Source organism: Vreelandella neptunia, assembly GCF_022489065.1.
Lineage (GTDB): Bacteria > Pseudomonadota > Gammaproteobacteria > Pseudomonadales > Halomonadaceae > Vreelandella > Vreelandella neptunia_A.
In genome coordinates this window covers 1-20,686 of sequence record NZ_JAKVTW010000010.1, presented here as the reverse complement: position 1 = coordinate 20,686, position 20,686 = coordinate 1, and the positions used below count along the sequence as shown (strand labels likewise).

Below are 20,686 nucleotides of genomic sequence, written 5' to 3'. Positions count from 1 at the left end.
CGCTTATCCTCTCCTTCACCGGGCCAGTGTCGTCTCGTTGCCTGCCTGTTCAAGGGCCTGCAAGTACAACTTGCTATAGGGGACGATCGACTGTTTCCAGTGATATCGCCCCGCCATCGCGGCTCCGCGCATGGCATTGAAAAGATCGGTAGATCTGAACACGGCAAAGGCGCGCTGAATGGCATGCATGTAACTACCAAACTGCATGTCGTCGAACAAAAAACCGGTCACGCCGTCTTCGATGGTATCGGCCAGGCCGCCGGTGCGGTGAGCGATCGGTAGTGAGCCGAAACGCTGGGCATACATCTGGCTCAGTCCGCAAGGCTCGAAGCGTGAAGGCATTAGCAGAAAGTCACTCCCTGCGAAAAGGCAGCGAGCTTGGTACTCATCGAAACCGATGTACGCTGTGATAGCGCCAGGAAAACGAATAGCCAGCTTGCGCAGGGCTTCCTCGACGTGGTGTTCACCGCAGCCCATGAAGACGATTTGCCCACCGGCATGGACAATGGCTTTCGCCGCTTCGATGGTCAGGTCAAGCCCTTTCTGATGCACCATTCTTGAAATCACTGCAAACAATGGGCCTGGGCTGGGGGTTAACCCAAAATGACGACGAACATAGTCAGCATTGGCACGCTTACCGCGCCAATCGTTAGAGGAGAACGCTTGGATCAAGAGACTATCGGTGCGTGGATCCCAGGAGTCGTCAATGCCATTGGGAATGCCGCTCAAGCAACCTTGTTCGGCTTTGCAACGAAGTAGCCCGTCAAGCCCACAGCCGAATTTAGGGGTGGTGATTTCTTGGGCGTAGGTCGCGCTGACGGTGGTCACTTGCGAGGCATAGACGATGCCCGCTTTCATGAAGGAAAGATCGCCATAATATTCGACGCCATGAATGTTAAATGCGTCGTAGGGAATGCCGAGTACTTCCAGGCGCGAGGCATCAAATACACCTTGGTAAGCCAAGTTGTGGATGGTGAAAATGGTTGGAATAGAGTGCCCTTGCCAATGCACATAGGCGGGCGCTAAGCCGCACGCCCAGTCGTTGAGATGCAGTAGCTGAGGCTGCCAATCTAAACTCGCTTTACCCAAGGCGATATCAGCCGCCGCCCGTGATAGCCTGGCAAAGCGAATATCGTTATCTTTCCAGCCTTCATCCTGACCATCGCCATAACCGCTTGAGCCGGTGCCATAGGGCGTGCCTTCACGCTCATAAAGTTCTGGGCAGAGCAGCACATAAACGATCAGCCCGTCGCGGCAGGTTAGCTGCCCAACATCACAGGCTGGCAACCCTGCAAAAGCGGGCAAATGGCCAACAGTTTCAATGTCATAATCTGACTGAACCATTTCCCGATAAGCTGGAATCAGGACACGCACATCGTGATGTGCCGCCAGAGCTCTAGGAAGTGCAGAAGAGACATCACCTAAGCCACCGACTTTAACGAAATCGGTAATTTCGGTGGTAACAAACAAAATACGTTGTGAAGAGTCGAGTTTATCTTTATGGCTTCGATCAATAATGTCGTAATTATGATCGGTTACTGATTGATTTAAATGGGGTGATGGTGTTGATTGGTTATAACTAAAAGAAGTGGATTTAAGTCTAGGCCCTTCTTTTACGTCACTCTCTGCCGTATCTTTCGATATACTTTTATCGTTAGTAACCTCGCCCACAGCCACATCACCCATGCTCGACCTCCCTGGATTACCATGGTCAACATTGTCTGACTAGATAGCTCATTATTAACTAGCTATTTCTCTTCAAACCCCTAGGCTACCCTGCCTCTAGGCTTTGTATCGGAAACCGCTACTTAAGAACTATAGTTGAGAGATCATAGGTTAGCTAAACGAAAGGCAACCATAACCTAAATCAATAAGCGTATTAAATTAGGCTTTAACGTGTTCGAGTGCCAAAGGGTGTTTTCGCTAAAAGGAAATTAAATACTTTAGCTTTAAAGAGTTACCTTCGAATTTTAATAAAAGATAAAGGTTGGTTTTTGAAGGGTGGCTTTGATGAGCTTTTCTTTGCTTTTAAAAGGTTGAGGTGAGTTTTTAACAAAAGTAAATGCCAGCTTTTACTTGCTTATTAATTGTTTAGGTTGGCTGCGAGAGAGGCAATGTGAAAAAACCTCTTCTCGCAGTCGTTATGCCGATAGCGAGAGAAAAAACAGAATCAGCGGTGGAGAGAGCAGCGACAGAATAAACCCGCTGACCACGGCGATGGGCACGCAGGCCACACCGCCGTGCTGTTGAATCACCGGCAGGGTGAAATCCATGGAGGTGGCGCCGCCGTAACCGATAGCTAGCGCGGTATGGCGATGAATCACCAATGGGATCAGGATAAATGCCAGCAACTCACGGGTGAGGTCGTTGAAGAACGCCACGCCGCCCATTAGCGGGCCTAGTTGGTCGCCAATTAATATGGCAGAGAGCGAGTACCAGCCGAAGCCGGAAGCCATGGCCAGCCCCTCGTTCCAGCTAAGCGAAAGCAGCGGGGCAGCGATTAGGCCCGCCAGTAGCGAGCTCACTGCGAGCGTGATCGCAATGGCGAGGCCTAAACGGTTGAGCAAAATCTGTTTCAGGGGCATGCCGGAGTTGCGCAGTTGGCAGCCGATCAGCGCCAGCAGCAAATACAGTACCCATTCGGCGAGCCAATCTGCCGTAGTAAACAGCGCTTCGCCAAGAATGGGGCCAGTTAGTAATCCAAAGGTCACGCCCCCTGCCACCACACCTACCAGCAGTAATGAGCCCTGCATGGCGGCCAGCTTGCTGGTGGGGGCGTCTTTCACCACCGGGGAATTGCCTGTTTGAAGGGATAGGCGACGCGAGAGCCACCATAGCGCCGTCAGGTTAAACAGTGTGGTGATGCTAAACAACAGCAGTGCATTACCCCCTAAGCGGGAGAGCTGACTGCCCAAATCTTCGAGCCCGGCAAGGCTGATACCCATAAACAGCAGTATCAAATAAACCGAGCTGTTAACCGCGCGGTTGATCAGGTTCTGTAAACCCTTGGAGCGGATGCGAACCAGATAACCCAGTACAAGCGGTAATAATACAATCAATAAACCCGAAAGCATTTAGGGCGTCGTGCCCCCGTTTGGGTTGAAGTTGGTTAATGTCAGCTGCGTTTCGCGGCGGCCCTCTTTTTGGTAGACGGCTGAAAGGATCAGACCAGGCCAATCGGGATGAAAGCTGAGCTGTAGCAGGCGGTCAGGCTTCTCAATGTCAATCAGCGATACGTTCAGCGCCTCGAACTCTCCGGCAGGCACCGTTATCGTTCCAGGGGCATTAACATAGTACTGAAAGTGCTCATCCCGACCTTTATGGTCGACAAACTCGATTTCGCAGGGAGCGTTCTCGGTGCAGTTTTCGTGACCTGCCCGGCGGGATAGGTCAAACAGTGCCGTTTGCCGGTCCAGGCTGGAAATATCTCGTTCGTTCAACTGGTAACTGTCACCGACGCCTAACACTGAATAACTGCTACTAAAGAGCAGCGGCTGGGTATCGTCGCCATTCAGCATGAAACGGCTGAACTCCTGACCGCGGGCCACCGTAATTGAAAAGCCCATATCGCTTAACCAGTGACCACCTTCCTTGGAGAGTCGGTGTGTGATGGTGGCTCCCGGCCAGCCGCGTACTTCAAGCCGGTATTGGGCTTCAAATGGCTGTGGGTCTTTGAACGTGTCTGCCGCTAATGCCATTCCACTTGAGCAGAAAGCGGCAAGGCTCAAAGCAAGCCCTGCCAGCGTGCGGCTAGGCGGTCGTGCGAAAATATTGACCAAGGCCGTTACTCCAAAATTTGTGTCTTCCTAAGAGCCTTTAGCCAGCACTTGGTTCCCAGCGCGCTAGTATAGCCGGAGGTGGAGGAGCGCGTCAGTAGCCCGCATCCGGATTAACAGTGGAAAGTTTTTCTCCCGATTCAAAGGCATGCAAATAGGAAATTACCTGGTCAATGGCATCATTCAGCGGTGTTGGTGCTGCCATGTGCGGTGTGACAATCACCTTAGGGTGTTGCCATAGCGGATTGTCGGCGGGCAGTGGCTCTTCTTGAAAGACATCCAGCAGCGCGCCGCGTAAATGGCCCGGCTGAGTAGCACTTCCCAGCGCGTTTAACAGCGCCTGTTCATCGATCAAGCTGCCCCGACCAGGGTTAATCACGCTAGCCCCTTTAGGTAATTGGGCCAAACGCTCAGCGTTGAGGATGTTTTTCGTCGCCTCTGTGTCAGGCAAAATCGTGACTAAGCTTTGCACCTGGCCTAGCAGCTCGGCTAGCCCGTCATCGCCATGAAAACAGTGTACGCCGCTAATTTGCTTGGGGGATCGGCTCCAGCCGAGTACCGGGAAGCCGGCTTGTTGTAACGCGCTGGCCACAAAACCGCCAATAGCGCCTAAGCCGAGCACGCCTACCGGCCACTGAGATTTTTCGACGACCGCTTGAGGTTGCCAAGTGGCACTTTGCTGCTGCTCCGCATAACGGTCCATGCTGCGATAGAAGTGCAGTACGCCATACAGGGCGTAATCAGCCATTAGGTCGCCCATGCCCGCATCGCGTAATTTTACGATCGGCACGTCGCGAGGTAGCCCTGGTGTTTTCAATAGGTAGTCCACCCCAGCGCCTAAATTAATGATGCCTTTAAGTTGGGTCTGTTCTTGCAGCAGGTGCGCGGGCGCTTTCCAGACAGCGAGATAGTCGGCGTTTTTGCGCTCATCCGCTGGCGCCTCGCTGGTCATCACGGTGGCCTGAGGTAGCGCTTCAGAAAGCGCTGCTTGCCACTGCTCCGCCTCATCAATATGCACAACAATCTTCATCTCGCCTCCGGTTCCATCGCGTGTTTGTGATTAGCAGCTATCATGGGTGAGGTAGGGTTAGTGCTGCAAGGGAGACGCAGCTCTTAGCTAAAGGAAAGACCTCATCACCTTATTAACGAGTGCGCCGTGCGTGCTCCGTGGCAGGCCCTGGAAAAAGGACATTACCATGACCACACGCTCCCCTCGTAGGGTGACGCGCCACCGCCGTGGCAAAGGATTTACCTATCGTACCGCTAGCGGTCAAACCCTTGAGGACAAAACGTGGCGCAGTTGGATTGCGTCGCTGGCGATTCCGCCTGCGTGGCACGATGTAGAAATCGTCCTCAATCGCCGCCACCACATCTATGCCACTGGGCGTGATGATGCCGGTCGCAAACAGTATATCTATAACCCTGAATGGCGTGAGCAGCGCGAGGCGCTCAAGTTTGATCGCATGGTGGGGTTTGCACAGAAGTTGACGACAATGCGTCGGATTACCGGCCAACATCTCACCCTTGAAGGGTTGCCCCGCGAAAAGGTCTTGGCCTGTATGGTGCGGCTGATCGATAGTGCCTATTTTCGCCCCGGCAGTGAGCGCTATCGAGAGCAGAATGACTCCTATGGATTAACCACCATGCGCTCAAAGCATTTAACCATTGATGGCGACGAGCTGATTTTCGACTACCAGGGCAAAAGTGGCCAAACGCAGCACCGCGTCGTCGAAGATGCTCGCCTGGCGAGCGTGGTGGCGGAATTGGATGACACACCGGGTTACGAGATTTTTAAATACTTCGATGAGGACGGCAATAAGGTGCGCGTGGATAGCCACGACCTGAATGACTATATCCACGAAGTTATGGGGGAGGCGTTTAGCGCTAAAGACTTTCGCACCTGGGCAGGCACGTCTATCGCAGCGCTAGCGTTGGAAGAGCTGGGGCTTGGGGAGAATGAAAAAACCAGCCAGGACAATGTTCGTCAAGCGGTGGAGCGAGTTGCCAAAAAACTCGGCAATACGCCGAGTATCGCCAAAGCCAGCTATATCGACCCACGCGTAGTAGAAAGCTATCTGGATGGCCGCACGCTGGAACATTTCCGCCAGCTTATTAAAGCTGAACTTGAAAAAGATGAGCTCACTGGCCCCGATGAGCGCGCCGTGCTTGAGCTACTGCGCAGCCGGTTAAAATCACCAAGCAACCGCTAAATAAGCAGGGGGCAGGCCGCATGTGATTAACAAATATGCGCTTTTTCTCATCTTTCGGGTAACTTTTGTTATAAAGCCTTTGACCGCTAACCAAGGGTGGGTGCTAGTATCGGGTCAAGACGACATTGGCGGGCCTGCTGCAACCGCAGCAGATGCAACCCCGACGCCTGATCGGTGGTGGCCAGGTCGATCCTGTGGCCCAGTGCTGCGTGCCCATAGTAGGCAGCGCGCTGGTTCTTGGTGATCCTTAATGGCGAGTTGCCCGATGACTCAGGTTTCCCTACCTTTCACACGCGAAGAGTACGCTACCCGCTTGTGGAAAGTGCGTGCTGAAATGGCCAGTCGGGGCATTGACGTATTGATCGTCAGTGACCCTTCCAATATGGCTTGGCTGACCGGCTACGACGGTTGGTCGTTTTATGTGCATCAGTGTGTGTTGGTGGGCCTTGAAGGTGAGCCGGTATGGTTCGGGCGGCGCATGGATGCCAACGGTGCCCTGCGCACCTGCTGGATTGATCCCGATAACATTACCTACTACCCGGATTACTACGTTCAAAATCCAGATATGCACCCGATGGAGTATCTGGCTCAGTCGATCATGCCCGATCGTGGCTGGCACCTGGGCGTCGTGGGTATGGAGATGGATAACTACTACTTCTCCGCCAAGGCCTATCTAAGCCTGCTCAAAGAGCTGCCCCATGCGCGCTTTATGGATGCCAATGCCCTGGTGAACTGGTGCCGGGCGATCAAATCGCCCCAGGAAATCGCCTATATGCGTATTGCGGCCAAGATTGTTGAGGGCATGCATACGCGTATTCTGGAAGTGATTGAACCCGGCCTGCCGAAAAGTAAGCTGGTGTCGGAAATTTACCGCGTCGGCATCGAAGGTTTTGTAGATGAGAATGGCAAAGTATTTGGCGGCGACTATCCCGCTATTGTGCCCATGCTGCCCACCGGCAAAGATGCCGCCGCGCCGCACCTGACCTGGGACGACACGCCGTTTCGCAAAGGTGAAGGCACTTTCTTTGAGATTGCCGGGGTGTTTAAGCGCTATCATGCGCCGATGTCGCGCACCGTGTTTCTGGGCACACCGCCGATGGATTTTATTCGTGCGGAATCAGCCCTGCTCGAAGGCATCGAAAACGGCTTGGCAGTGGCCAAACCCGGTAACCGCACGGCGGATATTGCCATGGCGCTGGGCGCGGCGATGGATAAATACGGCTTTGACCGCGGCGGCGCCCGCTGTGGTTATCCCATCGGTATTTCGTACCCGCCCGACTGGGGCGAACGCACCATGAGCCTACGCCCCTCGGATGACACTATTCTGGAGCCGGGCATGACGTTCCACTTTATGCCGGGGCTCTGGGAAGAAAACTGGGGCTTGGAAATTACCGAAAGCATCTTGATTACCGAAGATGGCTGCGAAACCCTGGCCAATTTTCCGCGCCAGCTGTTTGTAAAGTAGTGGTTTGTAAACAAAGGAACATTCAATGACCGATCAACCTAACCAACTGCGGCCAAGTCCTATTTCAGCCACCGTGGATTTTGAGGCCGATGGCGTGCAGCACGGCTTTTTAAAACTGCCCATCTCTACTGACGTATCTGCCTGGGGCGCGGTGATGATCCCCGTGACCGTGGTGAAAAATGGTGAAGGCCCCACGGCACTGCTGACTGGCGGTAACCACGGCGATGAGTACGAAGGCATCACTTCGCTGCTGAAGCTCTCTTCAACGCTGAAGGCAGAAGAGGTCACCGGCCGTGTGATCATCGTGCCGTGTATGAACACCCCGGCGGTAATGGCAGGCAAGCGCACCTCGCCGATGGATAAAGGCAATCTTAACCGCAGCTTCCCGGGCGACCCCAACGGCAGCGTTACGCCGCAGATTGCCGACTATTTTACTCGCGTGCTGGTGCCCATGAGCGATGTAGTGCTGGATTTGCACTCTGGCGGCCGCACGCTGGATATTCTGCCGTTTGGTGCGTCTCACGTGTTGGATAACAAAGCGCAGCAGCAGTCGGCCCTTGAAGGCGCCAAAGCCTTCGGCGCCCCTTACGCCATGGTGATGTTTGAGCTGGATGCGGAAAAACTCTTTGATACCGCCTGCGAACGCCAGGGCAAAGTGTTTGTCGCCACTGAGCTGGGCGGCGGCGGCACCTCTACGCCTCAGAGCATCGCTATTGCCGAGCGCGGCGTGCGCAACTTCTTGATCCACTACGGGCTAGTCGAGGGCGAAGTGGAAATGCCTGATGGCGGACAAATATATCTCGATATGCCCGATGCCAGCTGCTATGTGCAGAGCCAGCACTCCGGCGTGTTAGAGCTGTTGGTGGCGCTAGGCGACGAGGTGAAAAAAGGCCAAACCATCGCCTATGTGTACGACATGACCCGCAGCGGCACCGAACCGGTCGCCTATAAAGCGGAGCGCGATGGTATTCTGATGGCCCGCCGCGCGCCTTCACTGATCAATATGGGGGATACCCTGGCGGTGATTGCCGATGTTGTTGAACGCCTGGAGGCGTAACCCCCGGCATGATGAAACTTGACCGTTACGATCTGAAAATTCTCGATATCCTCTCCCGCGATGGGCGAATCACCAAGTCGAAGCTGGCCGAGGCGATCAACCTCTCGGTCAGTCCCTGTTGGGAGCGGGTAAAAAGGCTGGAAAAAGCCGGGGTGATCGAAGGGTATACCGCACGCATCAACGCCGATGTGTTGGTGCCGCGTAACCCAGTGTGGGTGCAGATCGAGCTCAAGCAACACAACGCCGAAAGCTTCACCCGTTTTGAAACCCTGGTAATGCAAACCCCTGAAGTTACCGAGTGTGTGGCGGTGGGGGGCGGCGTTGACTATCTAGTGAAGTTTGAAGCCCGCACGATCGATAGTTACCAGCGTTTGATGGATAAGTGGCTGGTGTCCGAGGCCGGTATCGAGCGCTACTTTACCTATATCGTCACAAAGACCGTTAAGCGGGTGCCTATCGGTATTGATACCGATATTTAAGCGGCAAGCTACGTTGCGCTATCGGCATTAAGGCTAAAAATCGGAAAGTGAGGAAGGGCGTTACCTGTAGCATGTGAGCCGTAGCGCACACGGTTACGCCCCTCGCGCTTGGCTTCATAAAGCGCAATATCGGCAGTTTTGATCAATCTTTCGAGCTCTGCTTCAGGGTCGAATGGCCCGCTACAGACTCCCACGCTTACGGTTACCTTACCCTCCTGAGTGGGTTGGTGGGGAATAGCCAAACTGGCTACTTTATAACGAATGTTTTCCGCTAGAGCGAGGGCGCAGCGGGGTCTTGGGCTATATTCTGAGCGTAAAATAAGAAACTCTTCGCCGCCAAAACGGCACACCACATCATCCGCGTCGCAGGCGGTGCGAATTGCACGGGCAACGGCGCGTAGACAGCGATCCCCTTCGGCATGTCCATAGCAGTCGTTAAAAGTTTTGAAATAGTCCACATCGACAATAATAACCGCAAGGTAGCTTTGCCTGGGTGGTTGTCGCTGTAGCTCTGCGGCGTGTCTGTCGAGGGCTCGACGGTTGGCAAGCCCTGTTAACGGGTCGACATGGGAAATTCTTTCAAGCTCGGCATTGCGTGCGGCTAACTCTTCGCGCAGTGTTTCGACGCTCACGTTTTCCAAGTAGAGCCGCAGTGATTCTGCGCAAAAACGGTAATTGGCTATTAATGTTAATACCAGCACGGGGACACTCAGCGCCAAATGGTTCATTACATAGCCGCGGTCCGTCCCGGCTAAAAAACCGATCGTGGCATAAAGGCAGGCGAAGACAAACAGCGAACCGTAGAGGCTGTACTCAAAAGGCGGTATGAGAACAATGGTTAACACCATAAGAAACACCAAACCCGCGTAAAAGTAGCCCAATACGTGCGGATTCTCGGAGCCGATCAGTACAGCACACCACGCCACGGTAGCAAGGCATACCACCAACACGGCGGCCAGCTCTTTGCGGCGTATCGAAACAGGGCGCTTGTAATAGGCAAAGAGCATGACGGTGGGTGGCCCGACGATGAGAGCGCGCAGTAACACTGAACGGAAAGCAACATCAGGTAGCAAGAAAATATCGACCAGCGTGTAAGAAAAATAGAACAGTGCCAGTAGTGACGTATGCAAATGCAGTGACCGAAGACGCACATCGTGGCGGTCGATATCGTACTTTTGGCGTACCGTCATTGAACCGATATGTTGTGAGAGCTGCTGGTAATAGGAAAGTCGAAACACGGTCACCCTCTCACAGTTCTTCAAACAGTTTTTCAGACAGTTTTTCAAACAATAACTTAATCACATTGCTATACAAGTGCGGCTAACTTTAATAAAGAGAAGCCAAGCTTAACCGAGAAATCACCTATGTGGCGCTGAAATATTTATTTATGATCATTGTTTAGCGTTGTACGTGAGGGTCGCGTTGCCGTCTCAATGCGTTAAATGAATGCTTCACCAGAAAAAACCACTGCCAAACGTCCGCTGACAAAAAAAGTCGCGTGATAAGTCTCGGTTTTCAAAAACACTTCGTGGCCACTCTCCGTTAACCTGGGTGCATTCAACGGCAAGGCAATGAGCCTGCTGACAATGCCACACAGTTATTGCAGCGCTCGGTTAGCCAGACTGCATTTAAGGGGAGGTTTCCATGACCACACTATCGACCACGCTTGCCAAGCGCCTGGAAGATCCGCGTCTGTTCCGGCAGTACGCCTATGTGAACGGTAAATGGACCCACGGCGAAGGTGGTCGCGAAGAAGCGGTTTACGATCCTGCCACCAATGAAGCCATTGGTCATATCCCGCTGCTGGAAGCCGAACAGATCACTGCAGCGGTCGATGCCGCGGAAGTCGCGTTTGTACACTGGCGGGCGCTGCGTGCCGATGAGCGTTGTGAACGCTTGCTGGCTTGGTACGACCTGATTCAAGCCAACCGTGAAGACCTCGCTACCATCATGACGCTAGAGCAGGGCAAGCCATTGCCCGATGCCCGTGGCGAGGTGGAGTACGGCGCCAGCTTCGTGCGCTGGTTCGCCGAAGAGGGCAAACGCACCTACGGCGAAACCATCCCCAGTCATATTCCCAATGCCTCACTGGGTACGATTAAAGAGCCAGTGGGTATCGCGGCGATGATTACGCCGTGGAACTTCCCGCTGGCGATGATTACCCGCAAAGCCGCCGCCGCGCTGGCTGCTGGCTGCCCGGTAATCGTCAAGCCTGCCAATGAAACACCGTTTTCAGCGCTGGCGCTGGCGGAGCTATCTGAGCGGGCAGGAATTCCGGCAGGAATTTTCAACGTGGTACTAGGCGACCCCGCGGAAGTCTCGAAGATTCTTTGTGGCGAGTCTCGTATTCGCGCACTCTCATTCACCGGCTCCACCCGCGTGGGTCGCCTGCTGATCGAGCAGAGCGCTAATACGGTTAAACGCCTCTCTTTGGAGCTAGGCGGCAATGCGCCATTTATCGTTGGGCCGGATATGGATCCCAAAGAGGCAGCCTTTGCGGCAATCGACGCCAAGTTCCAAACCGCCGGGCAGGACTGCTTAGCCGCTAACCGCATTCTGGTACACGAATCCATCCACGATGAGTTTGTCGAGCATTTCAGCGAGCGCATGTCGGCCCTCACCGTGGGCAATGGCCTGCAGGGCGAGATTGATCTTGGCCCGCTGATTCACCGCCAAGCAGTGGAAAAAGCGTCTGCCATTGTTGATGACGCTATCTCCAAAGGCGCTACTATGATCGGCGGCGACCAGAGCAAAGCACCTGGCGAAAACTTCTTTATGCCGGTGATGCTGACCGGCGTAACGCCAAAAATGAAAGTGTGGCGGGAAGAGAACTTCGCCCCAGTGGCCGGTATTACCGCTTACAGCACCGATGACGAAGTAATCGAAATGGCCAACGACACCGAGTACGGCCTGGCCGCGTACATCTATACCCACGATATCCGCCGCATCTGGAAGCTAATGCGCGCATTGGAGTACGGCATGGTCAGTGTCAACTCGGTGAAGATGACCGGCCCGCCGGTGCCTTTCGGTGGCGTGAAGCAGTCCGGCCTTGGACGTGAAGGTGGCGCTACCGGCATCGATGAGTATCTCGAAACCAAGTACTACTGCCTGGGTGCGCTCGGTTCAGTCTCTGGCAGCTAGTCGCCAAGTCGAAAATAATTTAAAACACCCTCCCCAACGCTGGGGAGGTTTACCGTATAGAGAGAACGCTATGAGCTTGCATCAGGATCTGATCGAACGCGACCGTAAAGTCACTTTCCACGCCTCTACCCATCTGCGTGATTTCGCCCACGGCGATTCACCAGGCCGCGTTATTACCGGCGGTAAAGGCATCAACATCGTGGATAAGGATGGCCGTGAGTTTATCGACGGCTTCGCTGGGCTTTACTGCGTTAATATCGGCTACGGTCGCACCGAAGTCGCTGAAGCGATCTATAAGCAAGCGCTAGAGCTTTCCTACTACCACACCTACGTAGGCCACTCCAACGAGCCGCAGATTGAGCTTTCCGAGCGTATTCTGAAAATCGCTGGCATGAACATGTCGAAGGTCTACTACGGCATGTCCGGTTCAGACGCCAATGAAACCCAGCTCAAGATTGTGCGCTACTACAACAATGTGCTCGGCCGCCCGCAGAAGAAAAAAGTCATCTCACGCATGCGCGGCTATCACGGTTCAGGCATCGCCTCTGGCTCGCTGACCGGCCTGAAAGCGTTCCATGACCACTTCGATCTGCCGATTGATACCATTCGCCACACCGAAGCGCCGCACTACTACCTGCGCGCCGCCGAACAGCATGGCATGACCGAGCTTGAGTTCTCTGCTTACTGCGCCGACAAGCTGGAAGCGATGATTCTGGAAGAGGGCCCGGATACTGTGGCCGCCTTTATCGGTGAGCCGGTGCTGGGGACCGGTGGTATCGTGCCGCCGCCGGAAGGTTACTGGGATGCGATTCAATCCGTACTGGCGAAGTACGATGTGCTGCTAATTGCCGATGAAGTGGTATGCGGCTTTGGCCGTACCGGCTCCGATTTCGGCAGCCATCACTACAACATGAAGCCTGACTTGGTCACCATCGCCAAAGGCTTAACCAGTGCTTATCAACCGCTTTCTGGCGTGATTGTGGGTGAGAAAGTCTGGCAAGTGCTGGAGCAGGGCACTGGTGAATACGGCCCCATCGGCCACGGCTGGACTTATTCAGGCCACGCGCTGGGCTGTGCGGCAGGGCTTGCTAACCTGGATATTATCGAGCGTGAAAACCTGGTGGGCAATGCCGCTGAAACCGGTGCCTATTTTCAGCAGCAGTTGAAGACTAACTTCGAAGGCCATCCGCTGCTAGGCGACGTTCGCGGTGTTGGTCTGATGGCGGCGCTGGAGTTCTCGCCAGATGCCAATCAGCGTCTGCACTTTGACCCTGCACTAAAAGTTGGCCCACGTGTGGCTGCTGCAGCCATGGAAGAGAACCTGATTGCCCGCGCTATGCCCCAAGGCGACATTCTCGGCTTCGCGCCGCCACTGACCATTAACCGTGGTGAAGTGGATGAGATGGTTGGCCGCGCCAAGCGAGCGATTGACCGTATCACCGATGAACTGGTGCGCTCCGGTGATTTAAAAACCGGCCATCAAGAGGCTGCGTTTACCGTCTGATAGCTCGGTATAGCCTCTTCAACGCCGCTGCCATGTACAGCGGCGTTTTTGTTTTTGAAGGGGCCAGCTATGCTTAAGACCCTTATGCTGAATTCAGCTGTAAGCCATTCGATAGTCAAGGAGTAGCCAACGATGCAACCGGTATTAGCCTTTGATGTATACGGCACGCTGATTGATACCCAGGGAGTCACGGTTGAGCTAGAACGACGCTTGAAGGATGCTTCTAAAGCAGGCGAGTTCGCCCGCCGCTGGCGCGATAAGCAGCTCGAATACAGTTTTCGCCATGGAGTAATGGGCGCCTATGTTCCCTTTTCTGAGTGTACCCGAGAGGCGCTGGTGTTTGTTGATCGGGCGCTACAAACAGGGCTTGCTGATAACGATCACGACCATTTGATGGCGGTGTACGGCGAGCTACCCGCGTTTGACGATGTAGTGCCTGCGCTCGACCAACTGCGCGATGCGGGTATCCGCTGCGTGGCGTTTTCCAATGGCACGGCTGATGCTGTGACTAAGCTACTAACTCGAGCGGGGGTTGAAAGCCATATGGATGACATTATCAGCGCGGATGAAGTAAAGCGCTTTAAACCGGACCCCGCCGTATATTCCCATTTGCGCACGCGATTAGAGACCCGCCCCGAGCAAACCTGGCTAATATCCAGCAATCCCTTCGATGTGATTGGCGCCACCCATGCCGGGTTACGCAGCGCCTGGATACGGCGCAGGTCGGATGCACCTTTCGACCCATGGGGTATTGAGCCTGATATGACGGTCACCGATCTAGAAGCATTGGCTGAACGCATTATCCGCTAGACTGTCAACCAGCCACATGACAGCGCATAATGACGCACGCTAAACGATTTAGGATATAGAAATGTCAGAAAAAATTTACTGTGTTGCTGGCTTTAAACCCAAACCAGGTAAAGAAGAAGCGGTGTTTAAAGCGCTTCAGTCATTAGAGCCAAATACCCACCGCGAAGATGCGTGCGTTCACTATACGGTCACGCGTCAGATCGATAATCCTTTCGCTCAAGGCACCAGTTATCCAATCGTTTTTCACGAGATTTGGGCCAGCCGTGAAGAGTTCGAAGCGCACTGCCAGCGCAAAGAGATTCAAGACTTCTTCGCCAAGCACGTTGAGTCACCCGATGGCGATATCGAAGATGCTAACGTGTGCGTTTACACCGATGAGCCATGGAATTTTGACGCGCCCAAGGTATAACCCAAGCGTGTAGAATAGGCCAACGAGCTAAACAGAAGCTGAACGGAAAAGGAGCCAACATGACCGATAAAAAGATGAACGTCGAAAGCTTTAACCTGGATCACACCAAGGTCAAAGCCCCGTACGTACGTTTAGCCGATATCAAAGAAGGCCAGAACGGCGACCGCATTCACAAATATGATCTGCGGATCTGCCAGCCCAACAAAGAGCACATGGAGATGCCCGCGCTGCACTCTCTTGAGCATTTGATGGCTGAGCTTTCCCGCAACCATACCGATAAAGTGGTCGATATCAGCCCGATGGGCTGCCAGACCGGCTTCTATATCGCGATGATCAATCACGACGACTATGATGACGTGATCACTATCATCGAACAGACGCTGAACGATGTTCTCGTCGCCACCGAAGTGCCCGCCTGCAACGAAATGCAGTGCGGCTGGGCCGCCAGCCATAGCTTGGAAGGCGCCCAGGAACTAGCCCTCAATTTGCTGGCCAAGCGCAACGAGTGGACTGAAGTCTTCGCTTAAGCGTTATGTAACCGCATGAACGACGCACGAACGTAGTAAGCCAAACGCCTCCTGGGGATACGTCACCCAGGAGGCGTTTTATTGTCTGTGCATTATCGAATGGAAAACGCCAACCAACGGTGACATGCTGGCACTGCGCGCGCATTTTCCACGGGTGAGGCATTAAGTAAGATGCTGTTAGACACTTGGCTTTTATATTTTATCGCCTGCATTGGCCTATCGCTCTCGCCAGGGCCAAATGGCCTGTTGGCGCTGACCCATGGCGCCATGCATGGCAGCCGTAAAACCTTGTTTACCATTGTCGGTGGTGCAACCGGATTTATGCTGATTATTGCCTTGTGCATGTTTGGCATTGGAGCGCTGCTTAAGTCATCGGTGGTATGGCTAACGGTGCTGAAATGGGTCGGCGGGGCCTATCTGATTTGGCTGGGGATTCAAGTATGGCGTTCACCACCGATTACCGGTGAGATTGATATGAGTGTAAGCCAAACGAGTGTGTGGCACCTATATCGACAGGGCGTATTGGCCTCAATTACTAACCCCAAAGTGTTGCTGTTTTTCAGCGCCTTCTTACCACAGTTTATCGACCCCCAGGGCAGCTTGATGCTGCAGTTTTTCGTGCTGGCAGGCACTTTCGTGACTATCGAATGTTTAGTGGAAGGCTTGCTCGCCAATATGGCCAACCGCATCCGTCACTGGTTAAAACGCGTGGGCCGAGGATTCAACCGCACCTGCGGCGGCATCTTTGTTGCCATTGGTGCCGCGCTGCCGCTCAGAGCTTAGTCAGAAGAGAATGACTGGCTATTTTTTGAACGTGCTTCTGGTTGAACGAGATTCTTGAATACGTGCATTGATGCCATCAATCAGCGTCTCTGTCGACAAACGAGATTTAAGCAAAACGGCTTCAACTTGGTCATGTTGTTGGTGAGTCATATCGGCTCCCGATAAAATGACTACTTTTGCGTCAGGCTGGCAAGCGCGGATCTGAGGCACTAGCTCCCACCCTGATCCATCAGGCAGTCCTATATCAAGCAGCACGACGTCAAATGTCTGCTGTTTTAAACGTACTTGCGCATCTTTAAGGGTATGTGCTGCCTCAAACGTAAAACAATCTCCAGCCATGGCGGATACGACTTCATGTAAGTCGAGGTCATCTTCAACATGCAGTACCCGGAGGTATTGTTCGTGTTGGGTCGATAGTTTTCGCTTAACCATATCTATTAACTGATGTTGGTCAATAGGCTTGGCTAACCAGTCAATGTTGGTAGCATCGCCGTTGATGGCTAAACGACCCTGTTCTACCTTAGCGGAGACCACGACTATCGGTAGGTCAGCGGTATTGGGCTGCTCGCGCAGTATACGGATAATATTTAGCCCACTGATGTCGGGTAGCATCAAGTCTAGGCTAATCAGGTCATAATGCGCTTGTTGCAATCTGGTTAATGCTTCTGAGCCGCTATAGGCGATATCGACTTGATAGCCCGCTTCACTGAGCATAATGCTGAGTAAGTTAGCTACATCTCTATCATCTTCAACCACTAAAATATGGGGAGCTGGGTGCTGGTCAGAGGTCAATAAGGCCTGTAGAGAGGTGTTAGCCGCCGTTTGTATTAAGGGTAGTTCAAAGAAGAAGCGCGACCCCTTTCCTTTGGTGGATTCGAAACCAATGCGGCCGCCCATCTGTTCTACTAGTTCTCGCGTAATGGCTAGCCCAAGACCCGTGCCATCTTTGGCACGAGTGTCAGACGAGTCGGCTTGGGCAAATCGCTGAAAAATTTGACTGTAAAATGACTCGGCAATGCCGGGGCCGCTATCAATAACACTGACGATCAGCTTATTGTCTGACGTAACAGCCCTAAGTATTACCTCGCCCCCATCGGGTGAGAACTTAATCGCGTTGGATAATAAATTGGCGAGCACCTGCATCAAACGCTGCTGGTCAACATTCACAAGCGCACCTGGGGCATTGTAATCCAAGGTAAGCGTTACGCCTCTGTCACTACTGTAATGGCGGTTAGAGTCTAACGCTTGTTCAACCAGCGGTAATAGAGGTTGCCGCTGCATATCAAAATGCAGCTTACCGGCCGCGATCTTTTCGATGTCCAGTAAATCATTAATCAAGAGAGCCAAACGCTTGCTGTTGCGGTGGGCCGTCGTCAGTAGTTTTTGCGCTTTTTCGGGCAACTCACCAAATGCGCCGCCGACCATTAACCCCAGCGCTCCAGATATAGAGGTAAGGGGAGTGCGAAGTTCATGGCTAACAGTCGATATAAACTCATTTTTTAACTTTTCAGCACGTTGTCGCTCGGTAATATCCTCACCAATACCTAAGTAACCGATAGTTTTACCGGCACTATCTCTCATCGGGGTAACCACCAGCGAAATGGGTACATAATGACCATCCTTATGAACGTACGTCCACCCCCGGGTCTCTGAGCCTTGGTGTTCGGCTTTTTCCACAAACACTTTAAAACCTTCAACAGGGCGTTTTAACTCAGCACTTAACTGGGCTGCCCTGACATCTAGCTCACTCTTCAAATGCAACATGGCAGGCGTTTGTTTGCCCACCATGTCTTCTTTGCTATAACCCAGCATATTCTCAGCACCTTTATTAAAGGCTGTGATGATGCCGGCACTGTCAGTTGCGATAATGGAGACTTCAGAAGCCGCTTCAAGCACGCCGTATAAAAAACGTTCAGCTTCATGAATAGCGATCTCTGCGGATTTCCGCTCATTGGCTAAGCGGTTCATGGCGCGCGCCAGCGCGGCTACTTCGGGGCCACCCTGTTCCTGAAAATCACTATCAAAGCGTGAATTGTCGGCCATGCTATCAATGCGGCGAGTCATTTTTTCTAATGGGCGCATTAGGCTTCTCGCCACCCATGCCCCTATTAACCCCACCAGTGCCATGGCTATCAGTGCGATGAATAAAAATTGCCGGAAGGAGGCTTGGGCCGGGGCAATGGCCTCGTTGTAAGGCAGCGCGCGCAGCACAATCCAGCCCACTGAGTCCAGCTGTTGGCTGGCAACGATATAGCGCTGCTGCTGATACTCAACCACCGTGCCTGCGGGGCTTAGTGATAGTGCGGCGTCTACTAACGCGTCAGTGCCCTCATCCGGCAGGGGCTGGGGCGCGTCAAAGCGTTCCCGCATGGATACAAACAGGCGGTGTCGCGGGTCAATAACTATGGTTGTTGTACTAGATTCGGTTTCGGTTAAGTTCTGCGAAGCAAGTAGCGGCGTCTTTGCGAGATCCAGTATTCCGCTGGCATAGCCAATAATTTCGTTATTGGAAGACAAAATCGGTTGTAAGTATGAAATCAGCGGTACCCCAGTGGTACGTCCCATAATCGGCTCGGAAATCACTGACTCTTTGGTTTGTCTGGCAAGTTGAAAGTGAAATCGGTCGGAATAGTTAGCCCCTAAACGCCCTGGAACAGGACGGCTTTCTGCGATAGCCGTGACACCAGCATTAAACACAAGCAAACCATCAGGGAATAGCTCGCTGGCGACAGAAGGCTGCTGCAATAGCGATTGCAGCTCTTGGTCGCTGCGTAGTTGACCTGCATCGGTAACTAAGCGCAGTGCGAATGACTCCAAGCCCAAAATCCGCTGCTGCTGAGATAATTCAAGTTCAGAAGCTAAGCGGTTTATTTCGGCGGATTCGCGCTCTGCCACGATGGTTTCGTAGTTGCTTACCAACAACTTCTGAACAGTCAGCACAATTCCCCCCACTAAAATCCCGCTTGTGATCAGCACAAGTAGCACAATACGAACGCTTAGCGGGACTTTCATTATTGGTCTTCCTTAGGCAATAAAATATAAAAGTTGGCTCCACCGCCTATCGCGTCGCGGTAGCCAACTTCTCCCCCCATTTGCTGGCAGATTTCTCGGCTAATCGCCAAGCCAAGGCCTGTGCCAGGTAATTTCCGGGTATCGCTGCTGTCCGCTTGAGAGAAACGCTGAAACAGTTTTTCGCGAAATGCAGGGTTAATCCCCGAGCCATGGTCGCGTACTGAAATTTCTACCGTTTTTTCATGTAATTCGACGCTTAACTCGACGGATTCACCCTCGGGAGAGAATTTAATGGCATTGGAGAGTAGGTTAGCTAGCGCTTGTATTAAGCGAGGGCCATCAACCTTAACCTGAACGGTAGGCAAAACTTCAGGCGTTTGAATAAGTACATTATGCTGTTCGCTATACCCGTGTATGGATTCAACGACTTCATTTAATAGTGGGGCCAGCAGCTGCATGCTTAAGTTAATAGGCATTTTGCCTGCTACCAGTTTTTCCATATCTAATAAGTCGTTAATCAATAAGGCCAACCGCTGGGCATTGCGTTCGGCAGTACTGACGAGTGCTTGTGCTTTATCCGGCAGCTTTCCTGCTGCCCCGCCATTTAAGAGGCCAAGTGAGCCTTTTATTGACGTAAGGGGCGTGCGTAGTTCATGGCTAACGGTAGCGATAAACTGATCTTTCATTTTATCCAGCTTGCGCCGCTCAGTGATGTCTTCAATCAATGACCAGATCACTTGTCGGCCATTGCTTTCTTGGTTGAGCATGCCTTGTAGCCGCACCGGGTAGAGGCTGCCATCTTTGCGGATATACTCTTTCTCGAAAGGCCCATAACGGCCTGTTGTCTTCAAACTGGTTAACGCTTGCTCTTCTTCGGGTTGATATGTTTTGGGCGTGACATCCCAATAACTCAATGCCAGAAACTCATTGCGGGTGTAGCCCATCGGTGCGATCAATGCGTCGTTTAAATCGATATACTGACCTGTTTCAACATCATTTAGCGCCATGCCTATGGGTGAAAACTCAAATAGGGCACGTAGGCGGGCTTCGTTATTTTCTAACGCTATGCGTGCCTGTTCTTGCTCGTGCACATCTTGCAAATAACCGTGCCACAGGATGCTGTCATCCATAAGTCGCTCTGGGGTGGCTTGGCCCATTATCCAGCGATATGCGTTCTCTCCGTGCTTAACACGGTATGTCGCCTGCCAGTGTGAGAGTGTATTTGCTGAGTGTTCGATGGACACACGGATGGCTTCTAGGTCGTCGGGATGTATCCGTTCAAAGGCGGGTGTGGCATTCTCAGCGGCCTGTGCTGGTGTTATGCCATACAGCTCTTGAATTTGCGGTGAGCTAAAGGGGAAGGTGTTGCGTCCGTCGACAAAGCGGCGAAATTGATAAGTGACGCCGGGAAGTTGCGCGGTTAACTTGCTGAGGCGCTCGCTGCTAAGACTGTTAGTTAGAACATTCGATATCCAGCGAGCTAGAAGTTTCACAAATAGCAACTCGCTTTCAT

17 protein-coding genes are annotated in these 20,686 nt (G+C 53.0%); 10 read left to right on the top strand and 7 right to left on the bottom strand.

What is annotated here, in order from left to right:
• Positions 1–15: 15 nt before the first annotated feature.
• The 4 genes from glgA to MLE19_RS13625 form a co-directional block, all read right to left on the bottom strand.
• Entirely contained in the window at positions 16–1,686 is a 1,671-nt protein-coding gene (gene glgA, locus MLE19_RS13640; protein WP_240718712.1) for a glycogen synthase GlgA, read from the bottom strand.
• 455 nt (positions 1,687–2,141) lie between these two features.
• Positions 2,142–3,074: a lysine exporter LysO family protein gene (locus MLE19_RS13635; protein WP_240718711.1), complete on the bottom strand. Its 933-nt coding sequence runs from the start codon at positions 3,072–3,074 to the stop codon at positions 2,142–2,144.
• Complete coding sequence (locus tag MLE19_RS13630; RefSeq protein ID WP_240718710.1) at positions 3,075–3,779, bottom strand: hypothetical protein; 705 nt, start codon at positions 3,777–3,779, stop codon at positions 3,075–3,077.
• A gap of 91 nt (positions 3,780–3,870) precedes the next feature.
• A complete protein-coding gene (locus MLE19_RS13625; protein WP_240718709.1) occupies positions 3,871–4,806 on the bottom strand; it encodes a 2-hydroxyacid dehydrogenase in 936 nt (311 codons plus the stop codon).
• A 166-nt stretch (positions 4,807–4,972) separates the two neighbouring features.
• On the opposite strand from MLE19_RS13625, the gene MLE19_RS13620 reads away from it, so the two are divergent.
• The 4 genes from MLE19_RS13620 to MLE19_RS13605 all read left to right on the top strand — a co-directional run bounded on the left by MLE19_RS13620 (position 4,973) and on the right by MLE19_RS13605 (position 8,987).
• On the top strand, positions 4,973–5,986 hold the full coding sequence (locus tag MLE19_RS13620; RefSeq protein ID WP_240718708.1) for a DNA topoisomerase IB: 1,014 nt from the start codon (positions 4,973–4,975) through the stop codon (positions 5,984–5,986).
• Between the two features lie 265 nt (positions 5,987–6,251).
• Positions 6,252–7,451: an ectoine hydrolase DoeA gene (doeA, locus tag MLE19_RS13615; RefSeq protein ID WP_240718707.1), complete on the top strand. Its 1,200-nt coding sequence runs from the start codon at positions 6,252–6,254 to the stop codon at positions 7,449–7,451.
• A gap of 25 nt (positions 7,452–7,476) precedes the next feature.
• Positions 7,477–8,508, top strand: a complete 1,032-nt coding sequence (doeB, locus tag MLE19_RS13610; RefSeq protein WP_240718706.1) for a N(2)-acetyl-L-2,4-diaminobutanoate deacetylase DoeB — start codon at positions 7,477–7,479, stop codon at positions 8,506–8,508.
• A gap of 8 nt (positions 8,509–8,516) precedes the next feature.
• Positions 8,517–8,987: an Lrp/AsnC family transcriptional regulator gene (locus MLE19_RS13605; protein ID WP_240718705.1), complete on the top strand. Its 471-nt coding sequence runs from the start codon at positions 8,517–8,519 to the stop codon at positions 8,985–8,987.
• An 8-nt stretch (positions 8,988–8,995) separates the two neighbouring features.
• Here the strand turns inward: MLE19_RS13605 and MLE19_RS13600 are convergent, their stop codons facing one another.
• Entirely contained in the window at positions 8,996–10,225 is a 1,230-nt protein-coding gene (locus MLE19_RS13600) for a GGDEF domain-containing protein (RefSeq protein WP_240718704.1), read from the bottom strand.
• Positions 10,226–10,631: 406 nt separating this feature from the next.
• On the opposite strand from MLE19_RS13600, the gene MLE19_RS13595 reads away from it, so the two are divergent.
• The 6 genes from MLE19_RS13595 to MLE19_RS13570 all read left to right on the top strand — a co-directional run bounded on the left by MLE19_RS13595 (position 10,632) and on the right by MLE19_RS13570 (position 16,161).
• Complete coding sequence (locus MLE19_RS13595; protein WP_240718703.1) at positions 10,632–12,128, top strand: NAD-dependent succinate-semialdehyde dehydrogenase; 1,497 nt, start codon at positions 10,632–10,634, stop codon at positions 12,126–12,128.
• A 70-nt stretch (positions 12,129–12,198) separates the two neighbouring features.
• Positions 12,199–13,632: an aspartate aminotransferase family protein gene (locus MLE19_RS13590; protein WP_240718702.1), complete on the top strand. Its 1,434-nt coding sequence runs from the start codon at positions 12,199–12,201 to the stop codon at positions 13,630–13,632.
• 132 nt (positions 13,633–13,764) lie between these two features.
• Complete coding sequence (locus MLE19_RS13585) at positions 13,765–14,442, top strand: haloacid dehalogenase type II (protein WP_240718700.1); 678 nt, start codon at positions 13,765–13,767, stop codon at positions 14,440–14,442.
• A gap of 61 nt (positions 14,443–14,503) precedes the next feature.
• Positions 14,504–14,851: a putative quinol monooxygenase gene (locus MLE19_RS13580; protein ID WP_240718699.1), complete on the top strand. Its 348-nt coding sequence runs from the start codon at positions 14,504–14,506 to the stop codon at positions 14,849–14,851.
• 59 nt (positions 14,852–14,910) lie between these two features.
• Positions 14,911–15,378 (top strand): S-ribosylhomocysteine lyase, encoded by a 468-nt coding sequence (locus MLE19_RS13575; protein WP_240718698.1) that lies wholly within the window; start codon positions 14,911–14,913, stop codon positions 15,376–15,378.
• Between the two features lie 171 nt (positions 15,379–15,549).
• A complete protein-coding gene (locus MLE19_RS13570; RefSeq protein WP_240718697.1) occupies positions 15,550–16,161 on the top strand; it encodes a LysE family translocator in 612 nt (203 codons plus the stop codon).
• A gap of 18 nt (positions 16,162–16,179) precedes the next feature.
• Here MLE19_RS13570 and MLE19_RS13565 read toward each other — a convergent pair whose 3' ends face one another.
• Positions 16,180–19,173, bottom strand: a complete 2,994-nt coding sequence (locus tag MLE19_RS13565; RefSeq protein WP_240718696.1) for a response regulator — start codon at positions 19,171–19,173, stop codon at positions 16,180–16,182.
• Positions 19,173–20,686, bottom strand: a 1,514-nt coding sequence (locus MLE19_RS13560) for a PAS domain-containing sensor histidine kinase (RefSeq protein ID WP_240718695.1), incomplete at its 5' end; no start/stop codon positions are given. The genes MLE19_RS13560 and MLE19_RS13565, both read right to left, overlap by 1 nt.

Coding starts and splice junctions, on each gene's coding strand:
- glgA (WP_240718712.1), bottom strand. CDS start 1,686: ATGGGTGATGTGGCTGTGGGCGAGGTTACTAACGATAAAAGTATATCG.
- MLE19_RS13635 (WP_240718711.1), bottom strand. CDS start 3,074: ATGCTTTCGGGTTTATTGATTGTATTATTACCGCTTGTACTGGGTTAT.
- MLE19_RS13625 (WP_240718709.1), bottom strand. CDS start 4,806: ATGAAGATTGTTGTGCATATTGATGAGGCGGAGCAGTGGCAAGCAGCG.
- MLE19_RS13620 (WP_240718708.1), top strand. CDS start 4,973: ATGACCACACGCTCCCCTCGTAGGGTGACGCGCCACCGCCGTGGCAAA.
- doeA (WP_240718707.1), top strand. CDS start 6,252: ATGACTCAGGTTTCCCTACCTTTCACACGCGAAGAGTACGCTACCCGC.
- doeB (WP_240718706.1), top strand. CDS start 7,477: ATGACCGATCAACCTAACCAACTGCGGCCAAGTCCTATTTCAGCCACC.
- MLE19_RS13605 (WP_240718705.1), top strand. CDS start 8,517: ATGATGAAACTTGACCGTTACGATCTGAAAATTCTCGATATCCTCTCC.
- MLE19_RS13595 (WP_240718703.1), top strand. CDS start 10,632: ATGACCACACTATCGACCACGCTTGCCAAGCGCCTGGAAGATCCGCGT.
- MLE19_RS13590 (WP_240718702.1), top strand. CDS start 12,199: ATGAGCTTGCATCAGGATCTGATCGAACGCGACCGTAAAGTCACTTTC.
- MLE19_RS13585 (WP_240718700.1), top strand. CDS start 13,765: ATGCAACCGGTATTAGCCTTTGATGTATACGGCACGCTGATTGATACC.
- MLE19_RS13580 (WP_240718699.1), top strand. CDS start 14,504: ATGTCAGAAAAAATTTACTGTGTTGCTGGCTTTAAACCCAAACCAGGT.
- MLE19_RS13575 (WP_240718698.1), top strand. CDS start 14,911: ATGACCGATAAAAAGATGAACGTCGAAAGCTTTAACCTGGATCACACC.
- MLE19_RS13570 (WP_240718697.1), top strand. CDS start 15,550: ATGCTGTTAGACACTTGGCTTTTATATTTTATCGCCTGCATTGGCCTA.
- MLE19_RS13565 (WP_240718696.1), bottom strand. CDS start 19,173: ATGAAAGTCCCGCTAAGCGTTCGTATTGTGCTACTTGTGCTGATCACA.